Annotated in this window: 21 protein-coding genes; 14 read left to right on the top strand and 7 right to left on the bottom strand. The window is 76.2% G+C overall.

What is annotated here, in order from left to right; translation table 11 throughout:
* Positions 1 to 34 precede the first annotated feature (34 nt).
* The gene (locus FKM96_RS10050; RefSeq protein WP_147795107.1) at positions 35 to 1,735 is read left to right on the top strand and encodes a glycoside hydrolase family 13 protein; all 1,701 of its coding nucleotides are present in this window, start codon (positions 35 to 37) and stop codon (positions 1,733 to 1,735) included.
* Positions 1,736 to 1,783: 48 nt separating this feature from the next.
* On the opposite strand, the gene FKM96_RS10055 is transcribed toward FKM96_RS10050, so the two are convergent.
* Positions 1,784 to 2,554 carry an SRPBCC family protein gene (locus tag FKM96_RS10055; protein WP_147795108.1) on the bottom strand — a complete coding sequence of 257 codons (771 nt, stop codon included), beginning with the start codon at positions 2,552 to 2,554 and terminating at the stop codon, positions 1,784 to 1,786.
* An 87-nt stretch (positions 2,555 to 2,641) separates the two neighbouring features.
* A complete protein-coding gene (locus FKM96_RS10060) occupies positions 2,642 to 3,139 on the bottom strand; it encodes a small multidrug efflux protein (protein WP_147795109.1) in 498 nt (165 codons plus the stop codon).
* 152 nt (positions 3,140 to 3,291) lie between these two features.
* Here FKM96_RS10060 and FKM96_RS10065 point away from each other — a divergent pair, with 152 nt between their 5' ends.
* The 7 genes from FKM96_RS10065 (at position 3,292) to FKM96_RS10085 (ending at position 7,924) form a co-directional block, all read left to right on the top strand.
* Complete coding sequence (locus tag FKM96_RS10065) at positions 3,292 to 4,533, top strand: sensor histidine kinase (RefSeq protein ID WP_147795110.1); 1,242 nt, start codon at positions 3,292 to 3,294, stop codon at positions 4,531 to 4,533.
* Positions 4,530 to 5,132 carry a response regulator transcription factor gene (locus FKM96_RS10070; RefSeq protein WP_147795111.1) on the top strand — a complete coding sequence of 201 codons (603 nt, stop codon included), beginning with the start codon at positions 4,530 to 4,532 and terminating at the stop codon, positions 5,130 to 5,132. Before FKM96_RS10065 ends, FKM96_RS10070 begins: the two co-directional genes overlap by 4 nt.
* 162 nt (positions 5,133 to 5,294) lie before the next feature.
* A complete protein-coding gene (locus FKM96_RS10075; protein WP_147795112.1) occupies positions 5,295 to 6,023 on the top strand; it encodes a GTP pyrophosphokinase family protein in 729 nt (242 codons plus the stop codon).
* A gap of 34 nt (positions 6,024 to 6,057) precedes the next feature.
* Positions 6,058 to 6,216 (top strand): hypothetical protein, encoded by a 159-nt coding sequence (locus FKM96_RS20660; RefSeq protein ID WP_168216944.1) that lies wholly within the window; start codon positions 6,058 to 6,060, stop codon positions 6,214 to 6,216.
* Complete coding sequence (locus tag FKM96_RS20665) at positions 6,210 to 6,356, top strand: hypothetical protein (protein ID WP_168216945.1); 147 nt, start codon at positions 6,210 to 6,212, stop codon at positions 6,354 to 6,356. The genes FKM96_RS20660 and FKM96_RS20665 overlap by 7 nt, the downstream gene beginning before the upstream one ends.
* Complete coding sequence (locus tag FKM96_RS10080; RefSeq protein WP_168216946.1) at positions 6,353 to 7,309, top strand: universal stress protein; 957 nt, start codon at positions 6,353 to 6,355, stop codon at positions 7,307 to 7,309. Before FKM96_RS20665 ends, FKM96_RS10080 begins: the two co-directional genes overlap by 4 nt.
* Positions 7,310 to 7,345: 36 nt before the next feature.
* A complete protein-coding gene (locus FKM96_RS10085; RefSeq protein WP_147795114.1) occupies positions 7,346 to 7,924 on the top strand; it encodes a YdeI family protein in 579 nt (192 codons plus the stop codon).
* Positions 7,925 to 7,927: 3 nt separating this feature from the next.
* On the opposite strand, the gene FKM96_RS10090 is transcribed toward FKM96_RS10085, so the two are convergent.
* A complete protein-coding gene (locus tag FKM96_RS10090) occupies positions 7,928 to 8,365 on the bottom strand; it encodes a hypothetical protein (RefSeq protein ID WP_147795115.1) in 438 nt (145 codons plus the stop codon).
* Positions 8,366 to 8,572: 207 nt separating this feature from the next.
* On the opposite strand from FKM96_RS10090, the gene FKM96_RS10095 reads away from it, so the two are divergent.
* The 3 genes from FKM96_RS10095 to FKM96_RS10105 all read left to right on the top strand — a co-directional run bounded on the left by FKM96_RS10095 (position 8,573) and on the right by FKM96_RS10105 (position 11,834).
* Positions 8,573 to 9,343: a DUF1206 domain-containing protein gene (locus FKM96_RS10095; RefSeq protein WP_147795116.1), complete on the top strand. Its 771-nt coding sequence runs from the start codon at positions 8,573 to 8,575 to the stop codon at positions 9,341 to 9,343.
* Between the two features lie 201 nt (positions 9,344 to 9,544).
* A complete protein-coding gene (locus tag FKM96_RS10100) occupies positions 9,545 to 11,167 on the top strand; it encodes a methyl-accepting chemotaxis protein (protein WP_147795117.1) in 1,623 nt (540 codons plus the stop codon).
* Positions 11,168 to 11,237: 70 nt separating this feature from the next.
* Positions 11,238 to 11,834 carry a dihydrofolate reductase family protein gene (locus FKM96_RS10105; RefSeq protein WP_147795118.1) on the top strand — a complete coding sequence of 199 codons (597 nt, stop codon included), beginning with the start codon at positions 11,238 to 11,240 and terminating at the stop codon, positions 11,832 to 11,834.
* Between the two features lie 62 nt (positions 11,835 to 11,896).
* Here FKM96_RS10105 and FKM96_RS10110 read toward each other — a convergent pair whose 3' ends face one another.
* Positions 11,897 to 12,460 carry a dihydrofolate reductase family protein gene (locus FKM96_RS10110; RefSeq protein ID WP_147795119.1) on the bottom strand — a complete coding sequence of 188 codons (564 nt, stop codon included), beginning with the start codon at positions 12,458 to 12,460 and terminating at the stop codon, positions 11,897 to 11,899.
* A 93-nt stretch (positions 12,461 to 12,553) separates the two neighbouring features.
* On the opposite strand from FKM96_RS10110, the gene FKM96_RS10115 reads away from it, so the two are divergent.
* The gene (locus tag FKM96_RS10115; protein ID WP_147795120.1) at positions 12,554 to 13,501 is read left to right on the top strand and encodes an LLM class flavin-dependent oxidoreductase; all 948 of its coding nucleotides are present in this window, start codon (positions 12,554 to 12,556) and stop codon (positions 13,499 to 13,501) included.
* Entirely contained in the window at positions 13,498 to 14,406 is a 909-nt protein-coding gene (locus FKM96_RS10120; RefSeq protein WP_147795121.1) for an endo alpha-1,4 polygalactosaminidase, read from the top strand. The genes FKM96_RS10115 and FKM96_RS10120 overlap by 4 nt, the downstream gene beginning before the upstream one ends.
* Before the next feature lie 166 nt (positions 14,407 to 14,572).
* On the opposite strand, the gene FKM96_RS10125 is transcribed toward FKM96_RS10120, so the two are convergent.
* Complete coding sequence (locus FKM96_RS10125) at positions 14,573 to 16,852, bottom strand: Ig-like domain-containing protein (RefSeq protein WP_147795122.1); 2,280 nt, start codon at positions 16,850 to 16,852, stop codon at positions 14,573 to 14,575.
* A 186-nt stretch (positions 16,853 to 17,038) separates the two neighbouring features.
* The gene (locus FKM96_RS10130) at positions 17,039 to 19,558 is read right to left on the bottom strand and encodes an Ig-like domain repeat protein (RefSeq protein WP_147795123.1); all 2,520 of its coding nucleotides are present in this window, start codon (positions 19,556 to 19,558) and stop codon (positions 17,039 to 17,041) included.
* 238 nt (positions 19,559 to 19,796) lie between these two features.
* On the opposite strand from FKM96_RS10130, the gene FKM96_RS10135 reads away from it, so the two are divergent.
* Complete coding sequence (locus FKM96_RS10135; protein WP_147795124.1) at positions 19,797 to 20,192, top strand: winged helix-turn-helix domain-containing protein; 396 nt, start codon at positions 19,797 to 19,799, stop codon at positions 20,190 to 20,192.
* A gap of 43 nt (positions 20,193 to 20,235) precedes the next feature.
* On the opposite strand, the gene FKM96_RS10140 is transcribed toward FKM96_RS10135, so the two are convergent.
* Positions 20,236 to 20,871, bottom strand: a complete 636-nt coding sequence (locus FKM96_RS10140) for an NADPH-dependent F420 reductase (RefSeq protein ID WP_147795125.1) — start codon at positions 20,869 to 20,871, stop codon at positions 20,236 to 20,238.
* Between the last annotated feature and the right edge of the window lie 228 nt (positions 20,872 to 21,099).

Below are 21,099 nucleotides of genomic sequence, written 5' to 3' on the forward strand. Positions count from 1 at the left end.
TCGAGCACCCCGACCCGCAGGAGGACGCACCCGCATGACCGCACAGCAGACCACCGCCCCGGCCCCGGCCGCGAGCACCCCGCCCGGGGACGTCCCCGCCTGGTGGCGGCAGGCCGTCGTCTACCAGGTCTACCCGCGCAGCTTCGCCGACGCCGACGGGGACGGCCTCGGGGACCTGGCCGGGGTCACCCGGCGGGCCGGCTACCTCGCCGAGCTCGGGGTGGACGCCGTCTGGCTCAGCCCGTTCTACCCGTCGGCGCTCGCCGACGGCGGCTACGACGTCGCCGACTACCGCGACGTCGACCCGCGGCTCGGCACGCTCGACGACTTCGACGCGATGGTCGAGGCGCTGCACGCCCGCGGGATCCGGGTCGTCGTCGACATCGTGCCCAACCACACGTCCGACCAGCACACCTGGTTCCGCGCGGCGCTGGCGGCGGGGCCGGGGTCGCCCGAGCGCGCGCGGTACATCTTCCGGGACGGGGCGGGACCCGACGGGTCGGAGCCGCCGACCGACTGGGAGTCGACGTTCGGCGGGCCGGCCTGGGAGCGGGTCCCGGACGGGCAGTGGTACCTGCACAGCTTCGCGACCGAGCAGCCCGACCTCGCCTGGGACCACCCGGATGTCCGCGCGGACTTCGTCCGGACCCTGCGGTTCTGGTCGGACCGCGGGGTCGACGGCTTCCGGATCGACGTCGCGCACATGCTGACCAAGGACCTGACCGAGCCGCTGCCCTCGGCCGCGGAGATCGAGGCGCTGCCGCGGGACGGGAACCACCCGCTGTACGACCGGGACGACGTGCACGAGGTGTACGCCGAGTGGCGGACCGTCCTCGACGACTACGACCCGCCGCGCGCCGCCGTCGCCGAGGCCTGGGTCGACTCCGAGCGGGTGCCGCTGTACGCCCGGCCGGAGAGCCTCGGGCAGTCGTTCAACTTCGACCTGCTGCTCGCGGAGCCGGACGCCGGCGAGTTCCGGCAGATCATCACCGACAACCTCGAGCTGGCCGCGCGCTCCGGGTCGTCGAGCACCTGGGTGCTGTCGAACCACGACGTCGTGCGGCACGCGACCCGCTACGGCATCGCGCCGCGCGGCGACGGTCTCGCCCCGCGGGAGCGGGCCGCGCGCTGGCTGCTGGAGGGCGGTCCGGAGTCCGGGCTGGACCGGGAGCACGGGCTGCGGGTCGCCCGTGCCGCGACGCTGCTGGTGCTCGGCCTGCCGGGGTCGACCTACCTCTACCAGGGCGAGGAGCTCGGCCTGCACGAGGTGGCGGACATCCCCGCGGAGCAGCGGCAGGACCCGACCTTCTTCCGCACCGGCGGGACCCAGGTCGGCCGCGACGGCTGCCGGGTGCCGATCCCGTGGACCGCCGACGGCGGCTCGTTCGGCTTCGGCGCCGGGGACGCGCACCTGCCGCAGCCGGCGTGGTTCGCCGAGCACGCGGTCGCGGCCCAGGAGGCGGACCCCGGCTCGACGCTCGGGCTCTACCGTCGGGCGCTCGCCGCCCGGCGGCGGCTCCAGGGCGCCGAGGAGCTGGTCTGGGTCGAGACCGGGCGGGACGACGTCCTGCACTACGTCCGCCCCGGCGGGTGGCACGTCGTCACCACCTTCGGGGCCGAGCCGTACCGGGTCGACGCCGGTCGCACCGTGCTGACGAGTGCGGGGCCCGGCGCCGGGACGGACGGCGTCGTGCCCGGGTGGACGACGGCCTGGCTCCTGGCCGACGAGGCCTGACGCACCGCGTCCCCGGTCGGGCGGGTCCCGACCGGGGGCGCCGGCGCGTCAGATCTGCGCGGCCGGATCCGTCCCGTCGTCGGCCACCGGCGCGGTCCGCGTCGGCGGCACGTCGACCACGGGCGCGGTCTCGCCGGCGACCGGCTCGGCCGGCGGCAGCGGCTCCGCGGTCGCGGGCGCCACCGGGTCGACCTCCGCCGCGTCCGCGTCCCTGCCGGCCTTCGCGGCGCCGACGACGGCCGCGGCCGCCCCCGCAGCGGCGGCACCGAGTCCCGCCGCCACGGCCTTGCCGGAGAACCCGGCCTTCCCCCGGTCGCCCTCGGACGCGGCGGCGGCCTCGACCCCCGGCGTGCCGACCCCGGCCCCGGCGTTCACCTCCCCGCGCCACGCGCCCGTGGCGTACCCCTCGTCCTCGATGAAGGCCTTGAACCGCTCGAGGTCCTTCTTGGCGCGGCCCTCGACGACGCCCAGCGCGTCCCCGACCTTCTCGACCAGGCCCTCCGGCGCGTACTCCAGCGAGAGGTGCACGGAGGTCTGCCCGCCGCCCAGGTCCTCGAACGTGACGGCGCCCGCGTTGGTCGCGCCCTCGGTGGCCGCCCAGGCGACCTTCGCGTCGCGGACCTGCTCGAGGATCCGCGCCTCCCACTCCCGCTTCACACCGGCGATCTCCGCGACCCACCGCAGGCGGTCGTCGCCGAGCTGGGTGACCGACTGCACGCCCCCCATGAACCGGGGGAAGTCCTCGAACTGGGTCCACTGGTTGTACGCGACGCTCACCGGCACGTTCACCAGGACCGACTCCTCGACCTTCGTCGTCATGACGTCTCCTCGTCCGACTGCGCGACGGGCGGCGGCGCTGCACCCGGCCGGTCCAGCATGCGCGCCGCGGCCGGGGAGCGCCCGCGGTCAGCCCGCGAAGGCGATGACCCCCGTGATGACCAGGCTGATCGCGATCGTCCACAGCGTGATCGCGATCGCCTGCCAGGTGAGGATGCGCCCGCGGGAGATGCCCGAGGCGGCCAGCGCCGCCGCGGTGAAGTGGGTCGGGATGAGCAGCGGGCCGAGCAGGCTCACGCCGGCGACCCCGTACCGGGCGAACGCGCGGTCGAACTTCTGCCGGCTCGCGCTCGGCGCCGACGGGGTCCGGCCGCCGCGCGTGACCACGGCCTGCCGGGTGCGGGCGCCTACCGCGACGACCAGCAGCACGGCGAGGAAGTTGCCCGCGATCGCCGCGGCTGCGGCCGCCACGGGGTTGATCCCGCCGACCACGCCGATCGCGGCGGCGCCCTCGCCCTCGACGAACGGGACGGCGCCGGCGAGCGCGACGCCCGCGGGCTGGAGCCAGTCGGGGAGCTGGGCGACGAACTCCTGGAACTGGGGGACGACGTCGGGCAGACCAGCCATGGTGACCTCCGGGGTGCGGTGCGGACGGGTGTTTCTCCGTGCCTCCATCCCACGTCCGGGGCCCGGCGAGCGGCAGTGGCGCGGTGTCATCGGCGTCCGTGAGGTCCCGGGGGTCGCCCCGTGACGGATGTCATGGCCGTACGGTCGGGTCCATGGCGGAGCGGAGGCGGGCGACGTGGGCGGGAGCAGCCGGCCCGTACGCCGGCGGCGTGCGCGCGACCTGGTGGTACACCGTCGCCGGCCTGGTGTTCCTCGACCTGGTCGTGCTGATGAACTGGTGGCTCTGGCTGGGCGAGCTGCCCGAGCACGTCGTGCTGCCGGGCGGTGCCGCGCTCGCGGCGCTGGGTGCGGTGCTCCAGCTCGCGGCCGCCACGGTGCTGGTCTGCGACTACCCGGTGGGCGCGCCCGGGACCACCGAGGACGAGGACGGCGGTCCGGACCGCAGCCGCCGCGGCCGGCGCGCGGTCGCGCTGGTGGTCGGGGTCGCCGGGGCGGTCCTGCTCGGCGTGACGACCGGGTCCTGGATGCTCGGGTCCGGCGTGCTCGCGTTCCTCCTGAGCCTGCTGCCGTGGCCGAAGGGCGTCCGCTGGCGGCTGATCGCCGTCCTGACCCTGGTGCTCGCGGCGCTCTGGGTGGTCGACGCGCCGCGGCTCGGCATCGACACCGACGACGCCGACCTCTCGACCCTGCCGCCGACGCTGATCCTGCTGCTGCCCGCGCTGTCCGCGTTCTCGCTGTGGTGGTGGGACCTGGTCCGGGAGCTCGACCGCGCGCGGGAGGCGGCGGGCGCCGTGTCGGCGATGCGCGAGCGGCTCCGGCTGGCGGGCGAGGTGCACGACCTCCAGGGCCACCACCTGCAGGTCGTCGCGCTGCAGCTCGAGCTCGCGGAGCGGCTGATCGAGCGCGACCCGGCCGCCGCCGCCGAGCAGATCCGGACCGCGCGGGCGTCGGTCGACGAGGCACGGGCCGGCACGCGGGACCTCGCGACCCGGTTCCGCGGCGTCCCGCTGCCCGACGAGCTGGCCAACGCCGCCGACCTGCTCCGCGCCGCCGGCCACGAGGTGCACGTGCAGGTCGGCCCGGGCGCCGAGCACGCCCCGGTGGACGTCCTCGGCCCGCTCGTCCGCGAGAGCGTGACGAACGTGCTCAAGCACGGCGGCGGGACCCGGGCGCGGATCAGCCTGCGGCGCGACGGCGACCGGTGGCGGTACGCCATCGTCAACGACCGCGACCCGGGGTCGGGCCGGGACGCCCCGGCGCCCGACGGGACCGGCATCGCCGCGATCCGGGACCGGATCGGGGCGCTGGGCGGCGAGGTGCGCGTGCGCCGCGACGAGGAGTTCGAGCTGACGGTCGCGGTGCCCGTCGGCGCGGGAGAGGAGGCCGGCGCGTGATCCGGGTGCTCATCGCCGACGACGAGGACATGATCCGCACGGCGCTCGCGGCGCTGCTGCGGCTGGAGCCGGACCTCGACGTGGTGGCGGAGTGCGCGTCGGGCGCGGAGGCGCTCACGGTGGCGGAGCGCGCCCGGCCCGACGTGTGCCTGCTGGACCTGGAGATGCCCGGGATCGACGGCATCGACACCGCCGCGCGGCTCGCCCGCACGGTGCCGACCCGGTGCCTCGTGGTGACCCGGCACGCGCGCCCCGGCGTGCTGCGCCGCGCGCTGCAGGCGGGCGTCGACGGGTTCCTGCCGAAGTCCCGCCCGGCGCAGGACGTGGCCGAGGTGATCCGGCTGGTCGCGTCCGGGAGGCGCTACGTCGACCCCGAGGTCGCGGCGGACGCCCTCGCCGACGAGCGCAGCCCGCTGACCGACCGCGAGCTCGACGTGCTGCGGGCCGGGCGCCGCGGGGAGACGATCGCGCAGATCGCGGCCGCCGTGCACCTGTCGCCTGGGACGGTGCGGAACCACGTGTCGTCGATCCTCGGGAAGGTCGGCGTGGCGACCCGGCAGCAGGCGGTGCTCGCCGCGGAGGAGCGGGGCTGGATCTGAGCCCGGCGGGTCGCGCGTCGGCCCGCCCGGCGCCCGGACGCGCCGCCGGGACCGGGTAGCCGGACGTCGCGTGCGTGGTTCCACGCAGAGCGTGGCCGGCGGTGCCGCGCCCTCGCGTGAGATCGGGGAGTCATCGTCCCCGACGACCACCGAGGAACAGCCGTGCACGCCACCCTGACCGTCCCGACCGCCGTCGCCCCGACCGCGCTCGGCAGCCTCTCGACCACCGCAGTGCGGGTCCCGGCCCCCGTCCCTCCCGCCGCCCCTGCCGTCGACACCGACCGCCTCCTGCGCGACCACCGCCACGCGCTCGCGCAGCTCCTGCTCGGCATCGCCGGGCTGCGCGACCAGGTGCGGGACGGGCGGGAGCACGACCCGGTCGAGCACATGACGTGGCGGCTGAAGTCCGCCGCGTCCATCGAGGCCAAGGCCCGGCGCAAGGGCATCCCGCTCGACGACGACGCACTCCGCGGCGGGCTGCAGGACCTGGCCGGGCTCCGGGTCGTGTGCGCGTTCCTCTCGGACGTGCGCGACGTGCGGGACGCGGTGCTCGCCCTGCCCGGCCTGGTCCTGCTGGAGGAGCGCGACTACGCGACCCGGCCGAAGGCCAGCGGCTACCGCAGCCTGCACCTCGTCGTCGGCGTGCCCGTCCGGGGCGCCGGCCACGTCACGGTCGAGATCCAGCTCCGCACCGTCGCCATGGACTTCTGGGCGTGCCTGGAGCACCGCCTCGCCTACCGGCACCACGCGCCGGCCCCCGTCACGGTCTCGGCCACGCTGCGGCGCGCGGCCGCCGTCACGAACGCGCTCGACCTCGCCCTGGACCGGCTGTGGTCCCGCACCGCGGGCGCGGCCGCCGCGCCCGCGCTCGGGTCGTCTCGCGCGGCCTGACCCCTGCCCACCCACCCCACCCGAGGAGGTCCCGATGTCCCTCACCCTGTCCACCACCGCCTTCACCGTGGCGCTCGGCGCGGTCGTCGCCGGGTTCGTCGGCGCCGCCGTCGCGCTGCACCACGCCGGCGCCTCGGCGGCGCCCGCCACGGAGCCCGTCCCCGTCGTCCTCCAGGAGGTGACCCCGTGCTGACCGACCTGGCCGTCCTCGGCGGTCTGCTCTCCCTGCTCGCCGTGGCCCACCGCGTGCGGACCACCCTGATGCGCGACCCCCAGCACACGCTGCGCGGTGCCTCGGTCGCCCCCGCGCCCCGAGGGGGGTGGCGGCCGTGACCCGGCAGGACACCGTGCTCGTCGGCTTCGACGGCACGTCGCCGAGCCTGCAGGCGCTCGACTGGGCGGCTGCGTACGGGCGGCGGACCGGCCGCGCGCTGCACCTCGTGTGCAGCTACCAGCTGCCCGACACGCACGTCCGCGGCGACTGGCCGTACGCGCACCCGCTGATCGAGGACTGCGCGGTCCGTCGCCGCGTCGAGCGGGTGCTGGAGGAGGGCCGGGAGCGCGCCGAGCGCGCCGGGGTCCCCGTGTCGACCGAGCTCGCCGACGGGGAGCCGACGCGCGTCCTCGTGGACCGCTCGGCCGAGCACGCGCTCGTGGTCGTCGGCGCGCGCGGCCCGGGTCGCGTCGCGGAGCGGCTGCTGGGCACGGTCTCCGTGACCCTGCCGGCGCACGCGCACTGCCCGACCGTCGTGGTGCCGGCCCGGCACCACCCCGTGCGGCGGGGGTCCCCCGCCTCCCGGACGGAGCCCGCCCGGCACGGGCGGGTCGTCGTGGGCGTCGACGGGTCGCCGGGCTCCCAGGCCGCGCTGCACCACGCCGTGCAGCAGGCGCGGGCCTGGCGGTCGACCCTGCTCGTGGTGCGGGCGCTCCCGACCGGGACGTGGCGGCGGGCACCGTGGCAGCGCTCCGGCGTCCGCGACGAGCTCGTCGCGGCGGCCCGGGCCGAGCTGACGCGGGTGACCGACCGGCTGCGCGCCGAGCACCCGGACGTCCCGGTCGACGGCACCGTCGTCGAGGCGGCCGCACCGGGTGCGCTGCTCGAGCGCATGTCGTCGGCGGACCTCCTGGTCGTCGGCTCGCGAGGGATCGGCGGGTTCCGCGGCCTGCTCCTGGGGTCCACCTGCCAGCAGGTGCTGCACCGGGCGCACTGCCCCGTGCTGGTCGCGCGGCCGCACCCCGGGCACCTCCCCGCGGAGCACCTGCCCGTGGAGCTCACGACCGCGTGAGCCACGAGCGGGGCGTCGGTCGGGGATGCTGGGCGCATGACCGACCCCGTCCCGGCCGAGGCCGACGCCCCGCTCGTCGTCGGCGACGCCGCCGCGTGGCGCGCGTGGCTCGACGCCCACGAGCACGAGACGCACGGCGTGTGGCTGGTGCTGGCGAAGAAGGGCACGGTCGAGCCGACCTCGCTGACCTACGCGGAGGCCCTGGACGAGGCGCTGTGCAGCGGCTGGATCGACGGGCAGAAGCGCAGCCGCGACGACGCGACGTTCCTGCAGCGGTTCACGCCGCGGCGGGCGCGGTCGATCTGGTCGCAGCGGAACGTCGAGCACGTCGCCCGGCTCGTCGCGGACGGCCGGATGCGGCCGCGCGGGCACGCCGAGGTGGACCTCGCGCGCGCCGACGGGCGGTGGGACCGCGCGTACGCCGGCTCGGCGACCGCCGAGGTCCCGGCCGACCTGCTCGCGGCCCTCGACGCGGTCCCCGCCGCCCGAGCGGCGTTCGACGCGCTGGACCGGCAGGCGCGGTACTCCGTGCTGCACCCGCTCATGGTCGCGCCGACGCCGGAGGTGCGGGCGCAGCGGGTCGCGCGGGCGGTGGCGCGGCTGGCGGGGGAGTAGGGCCTACCGAGCGGCCCCGGGTCGACGCGCCCCGGGACCCAGCCGGACCGGGACCGCCCGCCGGGTCTGCGCGAGGCGGTCGCGCAGCCGCGCGTTCTCCGCCTCCAGCTGCGCGACGCGGCCCCCCAGGGAGGCCGCGCGGTGCTGCGCGTCCGCGAGCCGGCGGCGCAGCGCGGCGTCCTGCCGGTCGGCGGGCTCGGGCGGGACCGTGGCCTGGAGCGCCCGGATCCGCGCCGCGAACTCCCGGTGCTGGCGCAGGTAGGTCACCGAGCAGTGCGCGGCGATCGCGATGGACAGGAAGTCGAACGGGCCGCCGTCGCGCTCGGCCAGGTCGATGGCGTGCTCGACGTGGTCGCGCACCACCTCGGCGCGGTGCCGCGCCTGCTCGATCACGCCGTCCTGCCCTGGGAGGTCCCGCTGCACCCACTCGTCCGACTGCACGGGCCCACCCTGCTCCTCGGGCGGGGGCGGGGGTCAACCCGGGAAGCGCTGTCGTCCCGAGGGGCGGCCTCTCGGCGGTGGGCGTAGCCCCGTCGCCGGCCGCGGGATGCGACCATCGGCCCAGGTGGCGTGTGACGCGCGCCTCGGACACCGGAGCCGGGACCCGCTCGCCGCGCGCCGGCGCGGACCCGATGCCACGCTCGCCTCATGACCGGAGACGTCCAGCACGCAGCCGCCCGCGCCGGTGACCACCCGCTCCTGGAGAAGGGCGCCCGCCTCGGCTACGCCGCCAGCGGGGTCCTGCACCTGCTCCTCGCCTGGGTGACCGTCCAGCTCGCCTGGACGTCGGGCGGCGAGCAGGCCGACCAGCAGGGCGCGCTCCAGCAGGTCGCCGGGAACGGCTTCGGCCAGGTGCTGCTGTGGGTGCTGCTGGTCGGGTTCGTGCTGCTGGCGCTGTGGCAGGCGACCGAGGCGATCGCCTGGGGCGAGACCGCCGACCGGCTCAAGGCCGCGGCGAAGGCCGTGACCTACGCGGTGCTGGCGTTCACCACGGTGTCGGTGCTGACGGACCAGTCGTCGGGCGGGTCGGGCGGAGCGACGTCCGGGCTGCTGTCCTCCGGGTTCGGGCGGGTGCTCGTCGGGCTCGTCGGGCTGGGCGTCGTCGTCGTGGCGGGCTACCACGTCGTGAAGGGCTGGAAGGAGAAGTTCCTGGAGGACCTCGAGTCCAGACCCGCGCCGTGGGTGCGGAAGGCCGGGAAGGTCGGGTACATCGGCAAGGGCGCGGCGCTCGCGGTCGTCGGGGTGCTGCTCGTGGTCGCCGCCGTGCAGGCCGACCCGGAGAAGGCCGAGGGCCTGGACGCGGCGCTGCACACGCTCGCGGACCTGCCGTTCGGCGCGGTGCTGCTGACGCTCGTCGCGCTCGGCTTCGCCGCGTACGGGGTGTACGCGTTCGGCCGGGCGCGGCACGCGAAGGTCTGAGGGCTCCCGGGACGTCGGGTTTCACCCGCCGCACGTCCCCTTGGTCCCACGCCCGGGCCCGTGACCTGCGCTGGTGGTCCGCGCACCCGGGTGATGTCGCGGGCCCGGAGGCACCGTGCGCTCACAGCCGCGCTGCGACGCGCGATCCCTCCAGAGCCGCCGGGCGCCCGCCCCGCGGCTCTGGAGAACATGGAGAGCCCGATGAGCACCACCGGCACGACCGGACGGACCGCCCGCCGTCCGCACCCGCGCGACTGGTCGATCCGCACGAAGATCCTCGCGGTGGTGGGGCTGCTCGGGGCCGTCGCCGTCGGCACGGGGCTCATCGCCGTCTCGTCGCTGCGCTCGCTGGCGGAGACGACGGCTCACCTCGCCGACATCCAGTCCGGGCCCGTCTACATCCGCAGCCAGATCCACATCAAGCAGCAGGGTGCCCGGATGACGCTCGCGAACCTGGCCGCGGTGCAGTCGCCGGAGGCGAAGGACGAGTGGCTCCAGAAGCAGGTCGACAACGACGCCACCCAGCAGGAGAAGATCGACGAGTTCAACGCGACCGAGGCCGCGGACCTGCCCTCCTGGCAGGCGTTCCAGCGGGACTACGCGGCCTGGCTCGAGGCGCGGGACGAGCAGCTCACGCCCGCGGCGCTGGCCAGCCCGGCGAGCGACGCGTACGAGACGCTGCTCGCCGAGGTGTCGGTCCCGATGGCGAGCGCGTTCGCCGCCGACCTGGACGACCTGGACGCCGACCTCATCGCCCTGTCGGGCGACCTGGCTGCCCGCGCCGCCTCGCAGTCCCGGTCCGCGACCGTCCTGCTCGTCGTGACGCTGGCGGTCGCGCTGGCGGCCGCCCTCGGGCTCGCGCTCGTCGTGGCGGGCTCGATGCGGCGCAGCGTGAGCATGGTGCGCCGCGCGCTCGCGGCGATGGCGCGCGGCGACCTCACGGTCGCGGCGCCGGTGCGCAGCCGTGACGAGATCGGGCTGATGGCCGCTGACCTGGGCGCGGCACAGGGGGCGTTGCGGAGCACGATGGCCGGCGTCGTCGGCAAGGCCGAGACGCTCGCCGCCGCGGCGGACCAGATGTCCACGGCGAACACCCAGGTCGCCTCCGGCGCGCACCAGACCGGCGACCAGGCCGGTGTCGTCGCCGCCGCCGCCGAGCAGGTCTCCCGGAACGTCCAGGCGGTCGCGGCCGGCGCCGAGGAGATGGGCGCGAGCATCCAGGAGATCGCGCGGAACTCGACGGAGGCGGCCCGGGTGGCGGAGCGGGCGACCGCGGCCGCGGCGACGACCGACGAGCGGGTCGCCCGGCTCGGGGAGTCGAGCCAGGAGATCGGCAACGTGGTGAAGGTGATCACGAGCATCGCCGAGCAGACGAACCTGCTGGCGCTCAACGCCACCATCGAGGCGGCCCGGGCCGGCGAGGCGGGCAAGGGATTCGCGGTGGTGGCCGGCGAGGTGAAGGAGCTCGCCCAGGAGACGGCGAAGGCGACGGACGACATCGCGCGCCGGGTCGACGCGATCCAGGCGGACACCGTCGCCGCGGTGACCGCCATCGCGGAGATCTCCCAGATCATCGCGAGCATCAACGACTACCAGCTGACGATCGCGAGCGCTGTCGAGGAGCAGACGGCGACCACGGACGAGATGGCCCGCGGGGTGCAGGAGGCCGCGACCGGGTCCGGCCAGATCGCGTCCGGCATCACCGCGGTGGCGACGACCGCGACGGACGCGGCGGCCGTGATCACGCAGATGGGGCAGTCGGTGGACGAGCTGGCCGGTCTCGCCGGAGCGCTCCGCGGCGACGTGGCGGTGTTCACCTTCTGACGGCGGGGTGCCCGGGCCGCGGCCCGGGCACCCTTCACCGCGGGGCCCGAGGCGGTCTACCGTCGGCTCCATGGGCCAGGTCATCGCCTCGGCGACCACGTCGCTCGACGGCTTCATCGCGCGGCAGGACCACGGGATCGACGAGCTGTTCGGCTGGTACGACGCCGGCGACGTCGTCGTGGAGAACCACGGCGACCTGCCGCCGTTCCGGCTGACGGAGGAGAGCGCCGCCTACTGGCTGGCGTGGCGCGAGCAGCTCGGCGCGCTGGTCGTGGGGCGCGAGCTGTTCGACCTCACCGACGGCTGGGGCGGCAGGCACCCGCTGGGCGTCCCGTTCGTGCTGCTCACGCACCGGCCGGTCCGGGAGTCGGCGGCGCTGGGGTCGCCCGACCTGGTGGTCATGCACGAGGGCGTCCTGGAGGCGGTCGCCGCGGCGCAGGAGCTCGCGGGGGACAGGGTCGTCGGCGTCGCGGCCGGGACGATCGCGTCCCAGGTGCACGCGGCCGGGCTGCTCGACGCGGTGAACGTCGACCTGGTGCCGGTGTTCCTCGGGTCGGGGCGGCCGTACTTCACGGCGCAGGCCGGCGGGCCGGTGGCGCTCGGCGACCCCACGGCGGTGGTGCCGTCGCGCGGGGTCACGCACCTGAGCTTCCCCGTCCGGCGCTGAGGTCGGCGGAAGACGGCGAGGTCGTCACGAACGTCCGACGGCCTCGCCGCGGCGCCGCGGGGTCAGTGGACCTCGTGCACCCGGTGGTGCAGGTGCGCCACCCCGTTCGCGAACCGCTCCAGGTCCAGCAGCTCCAGGTCGACGCGCACGTCCCGCGGCAGCGCCCGGGTCCCGCCGCCGACCAGGACCGGCGACACGAACAGGTGCACCTCGTCCACCAGGCCGGCGCGCAGCGCCAGACCGGCGAGGTGCGCGCCGCCGATCAGCACGTCGTGCGGCGAGCTGTGCAGCAGCCGGCGCACCGCCTCCGGGTCGAACGTGGCCTCGACCTGGGTGCGCGCGCTGCGCGGGGTGGTGAGGGTGGTCGAGTAGACGACCTTGTGCGCGGCGCGCCAGAGCTGGGCGTACTCCTGGACGGCCGGCGGCTCGTCGGCGGTCTCCATCGTCTCCCACGCGACCATCACGTCGTAGAGCCGGCGCCCGTAGAGGTACGTCCCGACGCCGCGGTGCAGCTCGTTGACCCGCTGGTGCACCGCCTCGTCCGGCATGCTCCAGTCGAACCGGCCGTCACGGTCGGCGACGAACCCGTCGAGGGACGTGATCGCGGAGTAGACGAGCCTGGCCATGGCCGACCTCCCGGCGTGGGCGGGTCCCGCGACGTCGCGGGTCAGGGCACCAGGACAGCACACCGGGATGCGCCCCGCCCGTAGGGTCGGGGCATGAGCCTCGACGTCGGCGTCCTGCTGCCCCGTGACCTGCCCGCCCACCAGGTGCTGCCGTACGCGCGGCGCGCCGACGCCCTCGGGTTCGCCGAGCTGTGGGTGGTCGAGGACCTCGGCTTCCGCGGCGGGATGGCCCAGGCCGCGGCGGCGCTCGCGGTGACGGAGCGGATCCGCGTGGGAGTCGGCATCCTGCCGGTCGGCGCGCGCAACGTGGCGTTCGCGGCGATGGAGGCGGCGACCGTCGCGGAGCTGTTCCCGGGTCGGCTGCACCTCGGCATCGGCCACGGCATGCCGGACTGGATGCGCCAGGTCGGCGCGTGGCCCTCGAGCCCGCTGACCGCGTTCGAGGAGTACGTCACTGCGCTGCGCGCGCTGCTGCGGGGCGAGGAGGTGACCGTCGACGGCCGGTACGTCCGGCTGGACGGCGTTCGGCTGGAGAACCCGCCGGCCGAGGTCCCGCCCGTGCTGGCCGGGGTCCGCGGGCCGAGGTCGCTCGCCGCGGCCGGCCGGTGCGCCGACGGGACGGTGCTCGCCGAGCCCGTGGGCCCCGAGTACCTCGCCGCGGCGATCGCGCAGATCGGCCACGCCCCCGACCACCGCGTGGTCGCCTACGACGTCGCGGCCGTGGACGCCGACGCGGCCGCCGCGCGGGACCGGGTACGCCCCGCGCTGGCCTGGATCGGCGACCCGGGCTGGGCGCCGCACATCGACCCGATGGACTTCGCGGCGGAGTTCCGCGACCTGCGCGACCGGACCCCGGACCGGGCGGAGTTCGCGGCCGCGCTGCCGGACGCCTGGGTCGACCGGCTCGCGGTCGTCGGGACGCCGGAGCAGGCGCGGGCACGGCTGGACGGGCTCGCGCTGGCCGGTGCCGACGCGGTGGTGCTCGCGCCGACCGGCCCCGACCCGCTCGCGGCCCTCGAGGGGCTCGCGGCGGTGCTGTGAGCGTGCTCGCCCGGCTGGTCCGTGCGGCACCGGCCGGGGCGCTGGCGCTCGCGCTGGTCGCGGGCTGTGCGGCGGGCGACGGCGCGGACGACGGCGCGCGTGGTGCGGACGTGGCCGCCGGCGGGTCCGGCTCTGCGGGTGCGGACGCGGGTGACCCGAGCCGGGCCGCCGACCCGCCCCACCCCGGCGGTCCCCCGGCGGGCGTCGTCGTCGACTACCAGCTCGCGGGCGGCTACCCGGCCCCGGACGGGGTCGGCGGCGTGGTCCGCGACGTCACCGACGAGCCCGAGCCCGGCCTGTGGTCGGCCTGCTACGTCAACGGCTTCCAGACCCAGCCCGGCGACCGCGACGTGTGGCTGACCGACCACCCCGACCTGGTGCTGCGCGACGACGCGGGGGAGCCCGTCGTCGACGAGGGCTGGCCGGACGAGCTGCTGCTCGACACGAGCACCGCGGCCGACCGGGCGGCGCTCGCGGAGCTCGTCGGGGCGCAGGTCCGCGCGTGCGCCGAGCGCGGGTTCGCCGCGGTCGAGCTCGACAACCTCGACTCCTGGACCCGGTCCGGCGGCCGGCTCGACGAGGACGGGGCGGTCGACCTGGCGGCCCGGCTGGTTTCCGTCGCGCACGACGCGGGGCTCGCGGCGGGGCAGAAGAACACCCCGCAGCTCGGGACCCGCGGGCGGGACGAGGCGGGGTTCGACTTCGCGGTGGCGGAGGAGTGCGCGCAGTACGACGAGTGCGCGGCGTACACGGACGTCTACGGCGACGCGGTGCTGGACATCGAGTACACCGACGACGGCTTCGCCGCGGCCTGCGCCGACCCGGACCAGCCGCCGTCGACGATCCGCCGCGACCGCGACCTGGGCACGCCGGACGACCCGGCGTACGTCTTCGGCGCCTGCTGACGGGGCCACGCCCGGACGGCGGCCGGGGTGATCCCCACCCGGTTCTCGCGCCGCACCCTGATCGATCGGGCGACCGTGCGAGAAAGGGCTGGGGACCAGGGCGCCCTGCATGACGACGGCCCCCCGACCCGATCCGCGGGTCGAGGGGCCGTCGTGCGGCAGGGCGTCAGCGCTGCGCGCGCACCCGGCGGGCGACGAGCACGAGCGCGCCGCCGGTCAGGAGCATCAGCCACGCCCCGGCCATCACGAGCCCGGACTGCGCGCCGGTGACGGCCAGCTCCGGGCCCGCGACGGCGGGCGTCGCCGCCGGCACCGCGAGCTCGACCGGGAGCGTCGCCCACCGGCCGGAGGTCCCGCCGGTGGCGATCACGGTGTGCGCGCCGGACGGCACGTCGGCCGGGATGTCGGCGAGCAGCCGCGCGACGCCGTCGGCGCCCGCGACCGCCGTGCCCAGGAACACCGGGTCGGAGTGCAGGTAGAACGCCACGGTCTCCCCGGGCTCGAAGCCCTCGGCGACCAGCTGCATCTGCTGCCCCGGGGCCGTGGCGGCCTTCGGGGTGTCCAGCGTGGCGCCGGGCAGGGCGCCGACGCGGCCGGGCTCGCCCGCGACCGTCACCGTGATGGTGCGGGTCGCGGCCGCGGCGGCCGAGGTCTCCGGCAGCTCCAGGACCAGGGTGTGCGTGCCCGGGGCCAGGACGGGGAGCGTGACCCGGACGCGGCCGTCGGCCGGGACGTCGCCGCGGACGAGGACGGTGTCGCCCTCGCGGACCAGCCACGTGGTCGGCCGCGGCGAGCCGCTGACGGTGACCTCGAAGGTGCCCGGCGTGGCGACCGGGACGTCGAGCCGCTCGGGCGCGGTCACGGTGGCCGCCGGCTTGGTGACGGTCACGGTGCCGGTGCCGGTGGCGGCGCGGTACGGGCCCGACGAGCCGGACGCGGCCCGCGCGTAGCTGTGCTGGTCGCTCGCAGGGGTGTAGGTCGCGGTGGCGATCCAGCGGCCGACGCCCAGGCCCGGGACCACGACCGAGGCGGTGCCCTTCGCGCCGAGCTCGACCTCGTCGAGGACGACCGGCGCGCCGCCGCCCTGCGGGGTCAGGGTGACCTGCACGCCGCCGGCGGGGACGGGACCGCCCTTCGGGCCGGCGACCGTCACGGGCACGGTGGCGTCCCGGCCGACGACGATCGTCGAGGACCCGACGGTGACGGTCGGGGTGGCCTGGGCGACGGAGGCCCAGGCGGTGCCGATCTCCTGGCCGTAGCCCGGCGCGGTCACGCGGACCTCGAGCCAGATCTCCTGGCCCAGGTCGCGGGTGCCGGGGGTGAAGGTGGCCTGCTCGGAGCGGAGCTCGCCGTCGACGTACCACTGGTGCGCGAAGGAGGCGCCGGCGGGCCAGCCGGACGGCACCGAGGTGAGCGTGGTGCCGGCGGTGGCGACACCGTCCGTGGTGCCGGTGATGGCGACCGCGCCGGACATGGTGCCCGGCAGCACGACGGGGGCGTTGGTGCTGGCCGTGCGCGGCGCCAGCGGGGCGCGCGTGCCGGTGACCTCGGCGTGGATCGCCTTGCCCAGGTCGGCAGCCGCGGGCGTGTACGTCGGGCCGGTGCCGAGGACGGTGCCGTCGGCGTCCTTCCACGCGTAGGTGAGCGTGAGCCCGTCCGCCTCGGACGGCGCCCAGCCGTGGGTGCCGACCGTCACCGGCGCGCCGACCGTCGGCGTGCTGGTCAGGCCGACGACGCCCGGGGTGATGGCCGTGACCGGGTCGATGCCGACGTAGCCGGAGGCGGAGGGCGCGTACCCGGAGGTGCCGGTGTAGGCCGCGACCACGCTGGTGGGGCCGGTGATCGTGCGCGTCATCGTGGCGGTGCCGCCGGACAGCGCGACCGGCACGTTCTCGGTGCCGCCGATGGTGAAGACGACGTCACCCGCGGGGGCGCCGGGGACCGTGGCCGTGAAGGTGACCTGGTCGCCGGTCACGACGCCGGTCGTGCGGGACGCGGTGAGGGTCGTGGTGGTGGCCTGCGATCCCGCGGTGAGCTCCACCTGGTGCCAGCGGGGGTAGGTGAAGCCGCCGCTCATGGTGCAGTCGGCGTACACCGTGTAGTGGCCCGCGGGGATGTCGGAGTAGTCGACGGTGAAGATGCCCGTGCGGCGGGAGGCCGTGTTCTCGGTGAGCTGGGTGACGGTGCCCCCCTTGACCATCGCGGAGCCGGGGAACGTCTGCAGACGCCAGGTCGCGCCGAGCGGACCGCCGTCCGGGTCGTCGAGCGTGCACTCGAACGCGTAGTCGACCGCGGTGCCGGCGACCTCGGGCTCGAGCGGCGTGACCGAGCCGCTGTGCGCAGCGGCGGGAAGTGCGGGCACGAGGACGGCGGCGAGCGCGAGCACGGCCGCGACGGCGGCGGACCGCGTGGCACGAGGCCGTCGTCCGGTCAGGGGTGTGGACAAGGTGGCTCCCAGGGGGGGGGCGGGGACCGCGGTCCCGCGACGATCCGGTCGACCCCCTGATCGGCACCGGCCGCGGCCCGGCGCGGGAATCGGCACGGGACCTTCGGCCCAGGAGGTGCTAGCACCCAGGCCGCACGACGACGGCCCCCCGACCCGCGGGTCGAGGGGCCGTCGTGCGGCAGGGCGTCAGCGCAGCGCGCGCACCCGGCGGGTGACGAGCACCAGGGCACCGCCGACCGCGACGAGGAACGCCGCGGCCAGGCCGAGGGCACCGCCCTCGGAGCCGGTCACCGCGAGCTCGCCGGTCGCCGCCGGCGTGACGGCCGCCGGGGCCGCCGCGACCGGGGCGGACACCGGGGTGACCGTGGCCGGGACCGGGACCGCGAGCTGGACCGCGAGGGTGGCCCAGCGGCCGGTGGTGCCGCCGGTGGCGTACACGGTGTGCGCGCCCGTGGGCACGTCGCCGGGCACGGTCGCCATCAGGCGGGCGACGCCGTTCGCGTCCGCGACCGCGGTGCCGAGGAACACCGGGTCGGAGTGCAGGTAGAACGCGACGGTCTCACCGGGCTGGAAGCCCTCGGCGACGAGCTCCATCTGCTGGCCCGGGGCCGTGGCGGCCTGGGGCGTGTCGAGCGCGGCGGACGGTGTGGTGCCGGTCCGGACGGGCTCGCCGACGACGGTGACCGTGATGGTCGCGGAGCCCGCGGCCGACAGCTCCGTGGCGGGGACCTCGAGCACCAGGGTGTGGGTGCCCGCGGCGAGCACCGGGACCGTGACGGCGAACCGGCCGTCGTGGGTCGCGCCGTGGCTCAGGACCGTCGTGCCCTCGCGGAGGGTCCACGAGGAGGGGAGCACGGAGCCGGGCACGGAGACCTTCGCGTCGAACGTCGAGCGCATCGCGACCGGGACCGTGAGCGTGGCCGGGGCGCTGACCGTGGCGGCGGCGGGCAGGACCTTCAGGGTGCCCTCGCCCTGCGCGAACGTGTAGCCGCCGAACGACGCGCTCAGGATCGAGAAGGAGCGGGCCCACATCTGGTCACCCGTGTAGGACGCGGTCAGCTGGTAGGAGCCGGCCGGGAGGTTCGGGACGCTGTAGGTCGCGACGCCGTTCTGGAGCGACCGGCCGGTGAGCGGCTGGCTGTACCCGTTGCCGTGCACGTACAGGTCGACCGGGCCGGTGACCTGGGGACCCTTCGCCGGGCCCTTGACCGAGATGGTCACGGTCGCGGTCGCGCCGGCCGTGATCGTCGGGGCGGACACGGTGACCGTGGGCTGCGCCTGGACCCAGCCGGCGGAGCGCACGGACTTGTACGTCTCGTAGCCCTCGGCGCGCACCTCGAACTCGAGGTCGACGAACTGGCCGATCTGTCCGGCGGCCGGGGTGAAGGTGCGGCCCGAGCCGACCTGCACGCCGTCGACGGTCCAGCGGACGGTGTACTCGGCGCCCGGCGCGAAGCCGGTCGGCGTGGCGGTGTACTCCTTGCCGTAGGCCAGCTCGTAGCCGTTCGCGGCGTCGATCTGGAACCAGCCCTCGGGCATCGGCTTCAGGCCCGCGTCGTCGTCGGAGTCGGAGTCGTCCGAGTCGTCGGAGTCACCCGGGACGGTGGGGGCGATCGTGTTCCAGGCGACGATCGTGCCGGCGCCCAGGGTGCTGTCGTCCACCGGGGTCGGGTCGGCGACGAGGTAGATCGACCGGTTGAGGTCCGTCGGGACGTAGGTCGTGCCCTCCCCGACGACCGGGCCGTCGAAGTCGTCCAGGCGCCACTCGTACGTGAAGGTCGTGCCGGCCGCCCAGTTGGTGGTCGGGCGCACGGTGATCGGCGTGCCGACGACGGCGATCGGGAAGTCGTCCTCGTCGGTGGTCGTGCCGGAGAACACGAAGTCGGTCCACTCGTCCGGCGCCTCGACGCGGTCGTCCGCCTGGGGGCCACCGTCGACCGGGGTGTTCTCGACCGGCGTTGTCGGCTGCGTCGTGACCGGGCCGGAGGCGGGCGCCTCGGCGAGGACGATGCCGAGGTTCTCGGTGAGGACGGGGTACCACCCGCCGTCGGTGTACGCGATCACCGTGAGCACGAGCTGCTTGTTGATGTCGTCCGACGTCGGGGTGAACTGGGCGGAGGCCCCGCGCCAGCCGGCGTTCGTGCGCCAGTCCCAGGAGTACTCGGTGCCCTCGGGCGTCGGCTCGGTGCGCTCGAGCGTGAGCGTCTGGCCGGCGACGGCGACGCGGTTGCCGTGCTGGTCGAGCGAGTAGCCGGAGACGCGGAAGCCGCCGGCGGAGAACGACGGACCGGTCTCGCCGGAGTCCTGGTCGGTGTCCGGGGTGCCCTGCTCGGGCGTGGTGCTGCCGCTCGACGGCTGCTCGGTGGTCGGCGTGCTGTCGGACGGCACGTCGGTGTCGGACGGCACGTCGGTGTCGGACGAGTCGCCCTGCGTCGGGGTGTCCGGCGTCGGCGAGGTGTCCTCCTCGGATCCGGATCCGGTCGTGACCGGGGTCGACTCGACCGGCGTGGTCGAGCCCTGCTCCGGGGAGTCGGGCTGCGGGTCCGGCTGCGGCTGCGGGTCGGCGGTCTGCTCCGGGTCCGCGACGGGCTGCGTCTCGACGACGGCGCTCGGGTCGGTCTCGCCCTCGTCGGCGACCGCGGCCCCGGCCGGGATCAGCATCGCCGCGACGACCGCGGCGGTCGCGAGGGCGACGGGACGCCGCATGCGCCCCGATCGCGTGCGCGAAGTGTGCACTGGGTTCTCCCCCTGTCGGACGGGGAGCGATCCCCGTGCTCGTTGAACGGGGGCCTCATCGACGCGAGGGGGCGACGCGTCAGGGATTCTGAGGTTCGGTTCCGGGGGCGTGGGTGGTACCACCTCGACCCCGGCGCAGGGCGGGGCGCCGACCGGTGGGGACGCGGCACCGCGCGACGGCGCGACGTCCCCGACGTACCGTGAACCGATGGCGATCGGAGACGACTCCGGCCTCGACGACGGCCGGGTGCTGGTGCGCGGGGACCTCGTGGTCGAGGTGCCCGCGCGGTGCGTGCGCGTCGCGGACCGCCCGGTCCCGCTGACCCGCAGCGAGTTCGAGATCCTCGTGGCGCTCGCGGAGCGCGCGGGTCAGCCGGTGTCGAAGGACGAGCTCGCGGTGGCGGTCGCGGTGCACGGGCCGCACGCGGTGCCGACGCCGACGGACGCGGACCGGCGCAGCATCGAGGTGCACATGGCGAACCTGCGCCGGAAGCTCGCGGAGGGGTCGGGCGACCGGACCGCGATCAGCACCGTCCGGGGCCTGGGCTACCGGCTGACGCCCGAGGTGCGGGTCCCGGAGCAGCGCGACGGCACCGCGGGCTGAGCCGCGCCGCCGCCGCGCCGGACCGGGCGCCGCGGAGGTCGGGTCAGCGGGTCGCCGCGGCGAGCGCGGCGCGCAGCCCCTCGGCGTCGAGCTCGGCGCCGTACGCGGGGGTGTCCCGCTGGAACCGCCAGCCCTCGGACAGCGTGCCCGCGTCCACGACGTCGAAGCCCCACCGGTCGATGAGCGCGGTCACCTCGGCCTTGGCGTCCGCGTCGTCGCCGGCGATCGCGAGCGCGCGGCGGCCGGGGGTCCCGGCGGGCGTGCCCTTCGACCCGAGGTCGGCGGCGGTGATGTGGTTGAACGCCTTGACGACCCGGGCGCCGCCCAGGTGGTCGGCCAGCAGCTCGGCGCTGGTGGTGGAGCCGTCGTCGAGCGCGGCCACGTGGCCGTCGCGCTCCCAGTAGTAGTTGTTGGTGTCGATGACGACCTTGCCGGCCAGGGGCGCGGCGGGGACCTGCGCGTAGGCGTGGAACGGCACGGTGACGACGACGACGTCGCCGTCCGTCGCGGCCTCCTCGGCGGTGCCGGCGCGCGCGCCGTCGCCGAGCTCGGACACCAGGTCCACGAGCGTGTGCGGACCGCGCGAGTTGCTGAGGACGGGCGTCTGCCCGTGCTGGACGGCCAGGCGGGCGAGCGCGCCGCCGATGTGGCCGGCGCCGATGAATCCGATCGTGGTCATGCCGGGCCAACGCCGAGGAGGGCACCCGTTGTTCCTGGTCAACCGACCTGGTTCCGCCGTGGGGAAAATCTGTTGGTGCGCGCCGCGGGGCGGACGTACGGTCGAGGCACACGGGAAGGAGGCGGTCCGAGACATGAAGTCTTCTTGGACGCGTGAGGTGACTGCCCGCTAGTCGCGGACAGCAGTGTTCGGACGGATTGCGATCCGTTCGCCGCGCCGCCGGTCCGA

The sequence above is a fragment of the Cellulomonas sp. Y8 genome, assembly GCF_008033115.1.
Taxonomy (GTDB): Bacteria; Actinomycetota; Actinomycetes; order Actinomycetales; family Cellulomonadaceae; genus Cellulomonas.

Coding starts and splice junctions, on each gene's coding strand:
- FKM96_RS10065 (WP_147795110.1), top strand. CDS start 3,292: ATGGCGGAGCGGAGGCGGGCGACGTGGGCGGGAGCAGCCGGCCCGTAC.
- FKM96_RS10115 (WP_147795120.1), top strand. CDS start 12,554: ATGAGCCTCGACGTCGGCGTCCTGCTGCCCCGTGACCTGCCCGCCCAC.
- FKM96_RS10130 (WP_147795123.1), bottom strand. CDS start 19,558: ATGCGGCGTCCCGTCGCCCTCGCGACCGCCGCGGTCGTCGCGGCGATG.
- FKM96_RS10100 (WP_147795117.1), top strand. CDS start 9,545: ATGAGCACCACCGGCACGACCGGACGGACCGCCCGCCGTCCGCACCCG.
- FKM96_RS10110 (WP_147795119.1), bottom strand. CDS start 12,460: ATGGCCAGGCTCGTCTACTCCGCGATCACGTCCCTCGACGGGTTCGTC.
- FKM96_RS10085 (WP_147795114.1), top strand. CDS start 7,346: ATGACCGACCCCGTCCCGGCCGAGGCCGACGCCCCGCTCGTCGTCGGC.
- FKM96_RS10135 (WP_147795124.1), top strand. CDS start 19,797: ATGGCGATCGGAGACGACTCCGGCCTCGACGACGGCCGGGTGCTGGTG.
- FKM96_RS10055 (WP_147795108.1), bottom strand. CDS start 2,554: ATGACGACGAAGGTCGAGGAGTCGGTCCTGGTGAACGTGCCGGTGAGC.
- FKM96_RS10095 (WP_147795116.1), top strand. CDS start 8,573: ATGACCGGAGACGTCCAGCACGCAGCCGCCCGCGCCGGTGACCACCCG.
- FKM96_RS10060 (WP_147795109.1), bottom strand. CDS start 3,139: ATGGCTGGTCTGCCCGACGTCGTCCCCCAGTTCCAGGAGTTCGTCGCC.
- FKM96_RS20660 (WP_168216944.1), top strand. CDS start 6,058: ATGTCCCTCACCCTGTCCACCACCGCCTTCACCGTGGCGCTCGGCGCG.
- FKM96_RS10105 (WP_147795118.1), top strand. CDS start 11,238: ATGGGCCAGGTCATCGCCTCGGCGACCACGTCGCTCGACGGCTTCATC.
- FKM96_RS10140 (WP_147795125.1), bottom strand. CDS start 20,871: ATGACCACGATCGGATTCATCGGCGCCGGCCACATCGGCGGCGCGCTC.
- FKM96_RS10050 (WP_147795107.1), top strand. CDS start 35: ATGACCGCACAGCAGACCACCGCCCCGGCCCCGGCCGCGAGCACCCCG.